This is a genomic window from Streptococcus sp. CL6.35, assembly GCF_049737915.1.
Taxonomy (GTDB): domain Bacteria; phylum Bacillota; class Bacilli; order Lactobacillales; family Streptococcaceae; genus Streptococcus.
Genome location: NZ_JBKOTU010000006.1, coordinates 140,889 through 150,676, shown reverse-complemented (window position 1 = coordinate 150,676; position 9,788 = coordinate 140,889). Strand labels below are relative to the sequence as shown.

Annotated in this window: 12 protein-coding genes; 2 read left to right on the top strand and 10 right to left on the bottom strand. The window is 40.2% G+C overall.

Features of this window, described 5'->3' with window-relative positions; all coding sequences use genetic code 11:
* Positions 1 to 61: 61 nt before the first annotated feature.
* Positions 62 to 1,417: a 23S rRNA (uracil(1939)-C(5))-methyltransferase RlmD gene (gene rlmD, locus ACLNCP_RS08470; RefSeq protein WP_020903149.1), complete on the bottom strand. Its 1,356-nt coding sequence runs from the start codon at positions 1,415 to 1,417 to the stop codon at positions 62 to 64.
* Between the two features lie 37 nt (positions 1,418 to 1,454).
* Between rlmD and recX the strand changes: the two genes are divergently transcribed.
* Both recX and ntdP read left to right on the top strand, forming a co-directional pair.
* Positions 1,455 to 2,231, top strand: coding sequence for a recombination regulator RecX (gene recX, locus ACLNCP_RS08465; protein WP_424844313.1), 777 nt, complete (start codon positions 1,455 to 1,457; stop codon positions 2,229 to 2,231).
* An 88-nt stretch (positions 2,232 to 2,319) separates the two neighbouring features.
* On the top strand, positions 2,320 to 2,853 hold the full coding sequence (gene ntdP, locus ACLNCP_RS08460; protein WP_000775316.1) for a nucleoside tri-diphosphate phosphatase: 534 nt from the start codon (positions 2,320 to 2,322) through the stop codon (positions 2,851 to 2,853).
* 70 nt (positions 2,854 to 2,923) lie between these two features.
* Here the strand turns inward: ntdP and ACLNCP_RS08455 are convergent, their stop codons facing one another.
* The 9 genes from ACLNCP_RS08455 to ACLNCP_RS08415 form a co-directional block, all read right to left on the bottom strand.
* A complete protein-coding gene (locus ACLNCP_RS08455; protein ID WP_261056512.1) occupies positions 2,924 to 3,691 on the bottom strand; it encodes an epoxyqueuosine reductase QueH in 768 nt (255 codons plus the stop codon).
* Between the two features lie 137 nt (positions 3,692 to 3,828).
* Entirely contained in the window at positions 3,829 to 5,451 is a 1,623-nt protein-coding gene (gene groL, locus ACLNCP_RS08450; protein WP_424844312.1) for a chaperonin GroEL, read from the bottom strand.
* A 15-nt stretch (positions 5,452 to 5,466) separates the two neighbouring features.
* Entirely contained in the window at positions 5,467 to 5,751 is a 285-nt protein-coding gene (gene groES, locus ACLNCP_RS08445; RefSeq protein WP_000917337.1) for a co-chaperone GroES, read from the bottom strand.
* A 155-nt stretch (positions 5,752 to 5,906) separates the two neighbouring features.
* Entirely contained in the window at positions 5,907 to 6,302 is a 396-nt protein-coding gene (locus ACLNCP_RS08440) for a single-stranded DNA-binding protein (RefSeq protein ID WP_000282464.1), read from the bottom strand.
* A gap of 75 nt (positions 6,303 to 6,377) precedes the next feature.
* Positions 6,378 to 7,139: an SDR family NAD(P)-dependent oxidoreductase gene (locus ACLNCP_RS08435; RefSeq protein WP_000165331.1), complete on the bottom strand. Its 762-nt coding sequence runs from the start codon at positions 7,137 to 7,139 to the stop codon at positions 6,378 to 6,380.
* A gap of 41 nt (positions 7,140 to 7,180) precedes the next feature.
* Positions 7,181 to 7,807 carry a YtpR family tRNA-binding protein gene (gene ytpR, locus ACLNCP_RS08430; RefSeq protein WP_049502015.1) on the bottom strand — a complete coding sequence of 209 codons (627 nt, stop codon included), beginning with the start codon at positions 7,805 to 7,807 and terminating at the stop codon, positions 7,181 to 7,183.
* 15 nt (positions 7,808 to 7,822) lie between these two features.
* Positions 7,823 to 8,140 (bottom strand): thioredoxin family protein, encoded by a 318-nt coding sequence (locus ACLNCP_RS08425; RefSeq protein WP_000615777.1) that lies wholly within the window; start codon positions 8,138 to 8,140, stop codon positions 7,823 to 7,825.
* Positions 8,137 to 8,436 carry a DUF4651 domain-containing protein gene (locus tag ACLNCP_RS08420; protein ID WP_001013977.1) on the bottom strand — a complete coding sequence of 100 codons (300 nt, stop codon included), beginning with the start codon at positions 8,434 to 8,436 and terminating at the stop codon, positions 8,137 to 8,139. Before ACLNCP_RS08420 ends, ACLNCP_RS08425 begins: the two co-directional genes overlap by 4 nt.
* A 249-nt stretch (positions 8,437 to 8,685) precedes the next feature.
* Positions 8,686 to 9,759, bottom strand: a complete 1,074-nt coding sequence (locus ACLNCP_RS08415; protein ID WP_424844311.1) for an N-acetylmuramoyl-L-alanine amidase family protein — start codon at positions 9,757 to 9,759, stop codon at positions 8,686 to 8,688.
* Positions 9,760 to 9,788: the final 29 nt, after the last annotated feature.

Below are 9,788 nucleotides of genomic sequence, written 5' to 3'. Positions count from 1 at the left end.
AGAGTTGTTATTTTCAACTCTTACTATTATACAGGCTTTTTCTGACTTGTCAACTACTTTTTTAAACTTTTTTTATTAATTTTACAACAGCTTCCGTTCGAGCAGTGTGTGGGAACATATCAACCGACTGGATATAATGGAGATCATAGACTTCTACTAAACGTACTAAATCACGAGCCAAGGTCGAAACATTGCAAGAAATATAGACCATTTTTTCTGGTACATAGGTAAGAATAGTATCTAATAACTTATCATCCAGACCTGTACGTGGTGGATCCACAATCAGAGCATCTGCTCGGTAGCCTTCCTTGTACCAACGAGGAATAATCTCTTCTGCCGTTCCAGCTTCGTAATGTGTGTTGTCAAATCCCATTCTTTTAGCATTTCGCTTGGCATCTTCAATGGCTTCTGGAATAATATCCATACCTCTTAATGTTTTAACTTTCTTTGCGAAGGCAAATCCAATCGTTCCAACTCCACAATAAGCGTCAATCAAATGGTCTTCTTTATTAACATCCAAGGCTTTTACAGCCTCACTATAGAGGACTTCTGTTTGTTCAGGATTTAGTTGATAGAATGCTCGAGGAGATAGTGAAAATTCATAATCGAGTACACCTTCTTGAATACTCTCTTGTCCCCAGATAATCTCTGTCTTTTCACCATAAATCTCACTGGTTTTAGCTGTATTGGTATTAACAGCTACTGTCACAACTTCTGGAAAATCTTTAATTAAATCTTTTACCAGCAGGGTTAAATTAAGCTGACGATTTATAACAATAATAATCTGAACCTGTCCAGTCTTTCTTGCTCGTCGGACCATTATAGTTCTAACACCTAGAACTTTTCTCTCATCCGTGATTGGAATCTGGTGATAAGTAAGTAATTCTGCTAGACGATTAGCAATCACTTGGGTTTCCTTGTCTTGTACCAGGCAGTCTTTCAACTCTACTAAATAGTGAGAGCTTTGTGCATATAAGCCCGCCTTGACCTGATTTTTAAATTTTCGAGTCTGAAATTGTAACTTAGCACGATAGTACTTGGGTTCCTGCATTCCAATCGTCGGGCGGATTTCATAGTTTTCATATCCTGCAGGAGCAAATTTTTTCAGCGCTTGGTGAAGTAAGTCCGTCTTGAACTCCAGCTGCTTATCATAATGCAGGTGCATGATTTGGCAGCCTCCACATTCATTGTAAATAGTACAAGCCGGCACAACTCGAAATTTAGACTTCTTGTTGACCTTCAGTAATTTTGCCTCAACAAAGTTACGTTTAATAGAAGTAATCTGACAATAGATATCTTCTCCTTTGAGAGCACCAGGCACAAAGACTAATGTTTTTTGATAAAAGCCGATTCCCTCACCATTAATTCCCATGCGCTTAATTTTTAATGGTATTTTTTGTTTCACTTTCAGATTCATACCCCTATCTTATCACATTTTGAGTTATAATAGAACTATGAAAATCACAAAACTTGAAAAGAAAAAAAGACTCTATCTGATGGAGCTTGATAATGGCGACAAATGCTACATTACTGAAGATACTATTGTTCGTTTTATGTTATCAAGAGATAAGGTGATAAGTGAAGAAGAATTGAAAGATATTCAGGACTTTGCCCAATTTTCTTACGGTAAGAATCTAGCCCTCTACCACCTATCCTTTAAAGCACGTACTGAAAAAGAGGTCAGAGAATATCTGAAAAAATACGATATTGATGAAAACATCGTTTCTCAAGTCATTATTAATCTTAAAGAAGATAAGTGGATTAATGATGCTCAGTACGCTTATGCTATCATCAATGCCAATCAACTTTCAGGAGACAAGGGTCCTTATGTACTGACTCAGAAACTAGCTCAAAAAGGGATTTCAAAATCTACTATAGAAGAGAACTTGAAAGAATTTGATTTTTCTGAAGTTGCTCAACGTGTAGCTAATAAACTATTGAAAAAATATGAGGGAAAACTTCCAGCTCGTGCCTTGCAAGATAAGATAATCCAAAATCTGACCAACAAGGGGTTTTCCTATTCTGATGCTAAAACTACTTTTGACCAGTTGGATAGTCAAGTTGATCAAGAAACGACTCAGGAACTCATCTTCAAGGAACTTGATAAGCAATATGCTAAGTATGCCCGAAAATATGAAGGATACGAACTTAAACAGCGTTTAACTCAAGTTTTAGCACGAAAAGGCTACGATTTTTCGGATATAGCAAGCGCTCTCAGAGAATATCTTTAATATTTTCATGTAAAATTCACAGATTTTAGGTAATTTTATGGTACAATAGTAAACGATAAACTTATAAATTGTAGAAAGTTGGTTAGTTATGAAGCTTCCAAAAGAAGGCGACTTTATTACAATTCAAAGTTATAAGCATGATGGGAGTCTCCACCGAACTTGGCGGGACACCATGGTACTAAAAACAACAGAAAACGCCATTATTGGTGTCAACGATCATACACTGGTTACCGAAAGTGATGGTCGTCGTTGGGTCACTCGAGAACCGGCTATTGTTTACTTTCACAAGAAATATTGGTTTAATATCATTGCCATGATTCGTGATAATGGAATTTCCTACTATTGCAATATGGCTAGCCCCTACTATCTGGATGAAGAAGCACTGAAGTATATTGATTACGATTTGGATGTTAAAATTTTTACAGATGGAGAGAAACGTCTCTTGGACGTTGAGGAGTATGAGCGTCACAAACGCAAAATGAATTATTCCGATGACTTGGACTATATTTTAAAAGAACATGTCAAAATTCTTGTTGATTGGATTAACAATGGACGAGGTCCTTTCTCAGAAGCCTATGTAAACATTTGGTACAAGCGCTATGTAGAACTAAAGAATCGGTAAAGTTGTCAAACTGGGGTTAAGACCCCGGTTTTTTTATTTTAAAAACCCAGCTTTACAGCTGGGGTGATTTCTATATATCTAATTTCGTAACAGTAAATTTGATGTGGGAATAGTCTTTTTCAACATCCTTATCCAGCAAGAAAGCTGTAGCATCTTTCTTAACCTGAACCAGGTCAATATTCTGAGCTTGGGCTGCATAGACACAACCACAATAACATTGACGGTAAATGTCATACTCTTCACACATCTCTACCGAACGTTTGTAGCCTTGATTTTTCTTGAAATCACTTGGAAGATAGTGGGTTGTATAAATTTTTTGCACATCGATTCCGATACTATTAATGGTTTGAGAATTCTTATGAGGACTGATGGTCAAGGCTGAGCCAAAGTAGTCAAAGCCCAAGTCCATAGCCACTTGAGCTGTCTTATCCAGTCGGTAGTCAAAGCAAACCTTGCAACGGTCGCCACCTTCAGGCTCTTCTTCCAAACCTCGAACCAGTTTACGATATTCGTTAGGTTCATAAGGAGCTTCTAGGTATTGAACGCTATTGCCAGTTCGCTCATTGAAATCACTGACAAACTTTTTAGTCACATAGGCACGCTTATGGTATTCTGCCTTGGGATGGATATTAGAATTGGCAAAATAGATTGTCACATCTGCATACTTGGTCAAATATTCGAGGGTATAGGTACTGCAAGGGGCACAGCAAACGTGCATGAGAATGGTTGGCCGTTGCTCATTTTTCTCCCATACTTGTACCATCTTCTGCATGACACGGTCATAATTAATCTTCTGATTGGGGTTCATCTTGCTCAGAATTTCTTCTACATCGATCATGTTCTTCTCCTTTTTCTAGTCTTATTTTATCATATAAGTTAGGAGAGCTCAAATCAATTTAGAAGTGAATATCATAAAAAGGAGGAATAGGCATTCCCTCATTTTGTATTTTTTATAAGTTGTTTCCTATAGAAAGCTTACATCATGCCACCCATCATACTTGGATCCATTGCTGGAGCTGGGGCTGCTGGTTCTGGTTTATTGGCTACGACTGCTTCCGTAGTCAAAATCAAGCTGGCTACAGATGCTGCATTTTGAAGGGCAGAACGGCTAACCTTAACTGGGTCGATGATTCCTTCTTCAATCATGTTGACCCACTCGCCAGTTGCTGCGTTGAAGCCTGTGCCAACTTCAGCATTTTTCAAACGATCGATAACGATAGATCCTTCAAATCCTGCATTGTGCGCAATCTGACGAACAGGTTCTTCCAAAGCACGGAGAACAATATTACGGCCTGTCGCTTCATCTCCTGCCAACTCCAAATCAGCCACGGCTGGAATAACATTGACAAGGGCTGTTCCACCACCTGCAACGATACCTTCTTCAACAGCTGCACGAGTAGCGTTGAGGGCATCTTCAATGCGGAGTTTCATTTCTTTCAACTCAGTTTCAGTTGCAGCTCCGACCTTAATAACCGCTACACCACCTGACAATTTTGCCAAGCGTTCTTGCAATTTTTCACGGTCAAATTCAGAAGTTGTGGTTTCGATTTGAGACTTGATAACCGCAACACGGTGAGAAATCGCTTCAGGATTTCCAGCACCTTCTACGATAACAGTGCTATCTTTGTCCACAGTTACTCTAGCTGCTTGACCAAGAGCTTCAATTGTCGCATCTTTCAACTCAAGACCAAGGTCTTCTGTGATAACTGTTCCGCCTGTCAAAATGGCGATATCTTCAAGCATGGCTTTGCGACGGTCACCAAAACCAGGTGCCTTAACGGCTACCACGTTGAAGGTTCCACGAATCTTGTTCAAAACAAGAGTTGGAAGAGCTTCACCATCTACATCATCCGCAATAATCAAGAGTGGACGATTGCTTTGGAGAATACTTTCTAGGAGTGGCAAGATTTCTTGGATATTTGAAATCTTCTTATCAGTAATCAAAATGTATGGATTTTCAAGATCAGCTACCATTTTTTCGCTATCTGTTACCATGTACTGTGAAAGGTAACCACGGTCAAACTGCATACCTTCTACAACTTCAAGCTCTGTTTCCATACCACGTGACTCTTCGATAGTGATGACTCCATCTTTGCCAACTTTTTCCATGGCTTCAGAGATGTACTCACCAACTTTTTCAGAACGAGAAGATACGGCTGCAACTTGAGCGATAGCTTCTTTGTTGGCAACAGGAATAGCATTGTTTTTCAAGGCTTCAACTGCTGCAGCAACTGCTGTTTCAATCCCACGACGAATGCCAATTGGATTGGCACCTGCAGTGACGTTTTTGATTCCTTCACGGACGATAGCTTGGGTCAAGACTGTTGCAGTCGTAGTCCCGTCACCTGCGATATCATTGGTTTTAGAAGCTACTTCTGATACCAATTTGGCACCCATATTTTCAAAATGGTCTTCCAATTCGATTTCTTTGGCAATAGTCACACCGTCATTGGTAATCAAGGGTGAACCGAATGACTTTTCAAGAACGACATTACGGCCTTTTGGTCCCAAGGTTACTTTAACAGTGTCTGCAAGGATATCGACACCACGGACCATAGCTGAACGGGCATCATATGAAAATTTAATTTCTTTTGACATACTTACTTTCTCCTTCTATTTTTCAATGATAGCCAAGATGTTAGCTTCGCCTACGATGATGTACTTTTCATCGCCATCTTTGACATCAAGACCTGCGTGTGCTTCAACCAAGACACGGTCTCCAGCTTTAACACTTGGAGCAACCAAGTCACCGTTCAAGGTACGAACACCTTGTCCAGTAGCCACAACTTGAGCTGTTTTGGTTTTTTCTTGGGCTGAACCTGCGAGGACAAAACCTCCAACAGTTTGTTCTTTTTCTTCTACTTTTAAGACCACACGGTCCCCTAATGGTTTCAACATCTGATTTCCTCCATAATGAGATAGATATCATTAGCACTCTTTACACTTGAGTGCTAATTCATAGTTCTATTGTATCACTTGGTCAGAAATAGTCAAGAAAAAAGTCTGACTTTCTCAATATAAAAAGCCTGAGACCAACTCAGACTTTTTAATGCTTAAAATGGCAATTCTTCCTCTTCCAAAACCAAATCCGCCAAATCTTGTCCTGCATTATTTTCACGCATGGCACGTTGAGCACGACTTTCCAAGAGTTGGAATCCTGTCACAAGGACTTCAGTCACATAGTTCATCTGACCATTTTTCTCAAAACGACGGGTACGAAGTTCTCCATCCACAGAGATAAGACTACCTTTAGTTGCGTAGCTGGCCAAGCTTTCTGCTAGTTTGCCCCATAGAACCATATTGACAAAGTCAGCTTCGCGCTCCCCATTTTGGTCTTTGTAACGACGGTTCACAGCGATAGTTGCTCGCGCTACTGACTTGTCATTGTTGGTTTTGTGTAATTCTGGTGTAGACGTCAAACGCCCAATCATGATAACTTTATTATACATATTTTTTCCTCCTACTTATCTATTCGCAGAAAATCAAAAAAGTTACAGAAATTTGTAACTTTTCGAGGAAATTTTTTACTTTTTATGAACCATGAAACCTGTCGCCTGTTGATTGGCCATAATGGTCATATCTGTAATCTGCACACGACGAGGTTGACTGGTCACATAGACTACTGTGTCTGCAATATCCTGAGCTTGCAAGGCTTCTATTCCTTGGTAAACGGACGCAGCTCTCTCTTTATCACCATGAAAACGTACCGTAGAAAAATCTGTTTCGACAATTCCCGGTTGAATAGTCGTCACCTTGATATCCGTTGCGATGGTATCAATTCGCAGACCATCTGAAAAGGTCTTAACCGCTGCCTTGGTAGCTGAATAAACTGCTGCACCCGCATAGGCATAAATTCCTGCGGTTGAGCCCATATTGATGATATGTCCTTGATTGGCTTTTACCATTGCTGGCAAGAAACAGCGAGTGACTGCCATCAAACCTTTGACATTGGTATCCAACATGGTCAGCATATCCAACTCTTCATAGTTTTGATATGGAGCCAAGCCAAGAGCCAAACCTGCGTTATTGACCAGAATATCAATCTGACCTATCGTTTCTAGAATATCAGAGCAGACAGTCTTTACCATGGTCATATCTGTGACATCTAGCGAAAAAGTCCAAACTGTCTGATTTGGGAAGGCTTCTGCAAACTCCGACTTAAGGGCTTCTAGTCTATCTGTCCGTCGACCTGTTAAAACGATATTCTCACCCTGCTCCAGATAAGCACGCGCAATCGCTTCACCGATTCCTGATGTCGCCCCTGTAATCACAACATTTTTTGTCATCTTATTTCCTTCTAGCTGGTCTATCAGATACTGACAACTTCCTAGGTAGTCCAGTGTTTAGCTGGATCAAATGGAGTTCCAACAACTTGGTCTTCTGATAATTCAATAATACCACGCTTTTGCGGAGCATTTGGCAAGGCAAGTTCACGAGGACTACACATCATGCCAAAACTCTTTTCACCACGAAGCTCACCTGGGAAAATGAGATTCCCTTTGGGCATCATTGCTCCTGGAAGAGCTACAATGGTTTTCAACCCGACACGCGCATTGGGAGCCCCTGCAACGATTTGCACTGTCTTGTCACTCGCGACTGCAACTTGGCAGATGTTAAGGTGGTCACTATCAGGATGGGCTACCATCTCGACAATTTCACCAACAACAAACTTAGGTTCCTTGTCATTGACAATTTCTTCTTTAAAACCTTCCGCCTGCAATTCTTGGTTCAAACGAGCTACTTGTTCATCAGACAAAAAGACTTGACCGCGCTCTTCAATTTCAAACAAACTTGAAACTTCGAAAATATTCCACGCCACTGTTTCCCCATTATCTTTGAGGAAAACACGGGCTACCTTGCCTTTGCGCTCCACATCTAATTTGGCATCTCCTCTATTTTTCGCGATGACCATAAGGACATCACCGACATGTTCTTTGTTATATGTAAAAATCATTGTTTCCTTTTTCTCCTATTTCAGTCCTGCTAAAAAGTCGTTAATTTGTTGCTTGCTTTTACGGTCGCGATTAACAAAACGACCGATTTCCTTGTCTTTTTCTAGAACTACAAGGCTAGGAATTCCGTAAACATCCCAGAGTTTGGCTAAATCCATGTACTGGTCTCGGTCCACCCGAATAAAGGTGAACTCTGGATTGGTCTCCTCAATTTCTGGCAAGGCAGGATAGATATAACGGCAATCGCCACACCAGTCCGCCACAAAAAGAAAAACCTTCTTGCCATCTTTTTCTACTAAAGATGCTAATTCTTCTAAACTTGCTGGTTGTATCATAAGACTTCCTCCTCATAGACTAGGTCTTCATGTTCATAGACAAAGGTATAATGACGGCCATCCTCAAAAATGACGCCACCAACCAAGCTCTCTAGACTGCTTTCATAGACTTGAACATAGAGGGTCGCAATTTCCCCCATGTCTGAAAAATGGTCTCGCACAATCGCTGTCAACTCTTCCTGAGTCTTCCTGAGCTTACGGTCATCTGCAACTTTTTTCGTAGCAAGGGCAAGGCTTCCAATACCTAGCAGAGCCAAGCCTGCCATCCACATTTTTTTAGCTTTCATACCATTCATTTTAACACAAAAAAGGCTTTAGGACAAATGAGGAAGCAGCAGAAAAATAAGTAAAAAGCCTCTTCCTTTAAGGAAAAGGACTTCTTATACTCAATGAAAAGCAAAGAGCAAACTAGAAAGCTAGCCGCAGGTTGCTCAAAGCACTTCTTTGAGGTTGTAGATAGAACTGACGAAGTCAGCTCAAAACACTGTTTTGAGGTTGTGGATGAAGCTGACGTGGTTTGAAGAGATTTTCGAAGAGTATTATTCTTATTGCCAGGCACCTGAGTTGCCAACGTAGTAACCATCAGGGGTGTAGGTATTGCGAAGCATCTTACCTGATGAAGCCAGATAATACCACTTGCCATTATCTTTGACCCAATCATTCGCTAGCATGGCACCAGAAGAACTTACATAATACCATTCTCCCTTGTCATAAACCCAAGCGCTTGCTTTCATGGCTCCTGAAGTTGATAAATAGTACCACTTGCCTTGATCGTAAAGCCAGTCACTCGCAATCATGGCTCCTGATGATTTAAAGGCATACCAGTTGTTACCTTGATAAAGCCAAGTTTGATTGAACATGACTCCTTTATCATTCATAAAGTACCAAGTTCCCTTGTCATAAACCCAATCCTTCTGCACTAATTGACCTTGTTTTTGATAGTACCAGTTTTGGTTTGATTTTAACCAGCTTTCTGCTTTTACAATCGGATAAAGTTCTTTGAAAGCTCCTCCATCATATTTATGACTGATAGATTTTAGTTTTTCTAGTTTCAACTCGTCATTATCATAATTTGCCCAAGCAAAAACTTTTTGACCATTAACAGTCTCTGGTAAAGTAGCAGTGTAAGTCTTGGTTTGATAATCCCATTTAGCATCGAGGTAAGTGTATTGATTATTTGATTCTTCAATACGATAGTAACCTCTCTTTCCACTATCATTATGAATATCATCCACAACTTTCGTTGACCAGGTCTTCACTTCGTTTCCGCTCTTGGCCTCTACCTTGATATTTCCTCTATAGCCATATGGAACATAAAAATTCAGGTAACGCCCTTCTTCCCCGATCATAGACTTGTCCTTTTCTTGACCTAGGAAATTGACAGTCTGATCTTGACCATTGAGACTAATTGTCCACTCGATTTTCTCGGTTTTTGGCAAATCCAAGATCTTGATATCCACTTCATGACCATTATTAAACCGAAGAATCTTGCCATCTTGATACTGTACTCCACACTTAACAACCCATTCTTCTTTAAGTTCAAATGCCTGCCCTGAATGAGGTGAAACAAGCAAAGCTAGACCAGCTAGAGACAAACCAAATAATGTGATTTTTTTCATTGTAGTTCCTCCTTAGTCGTTATTATGTT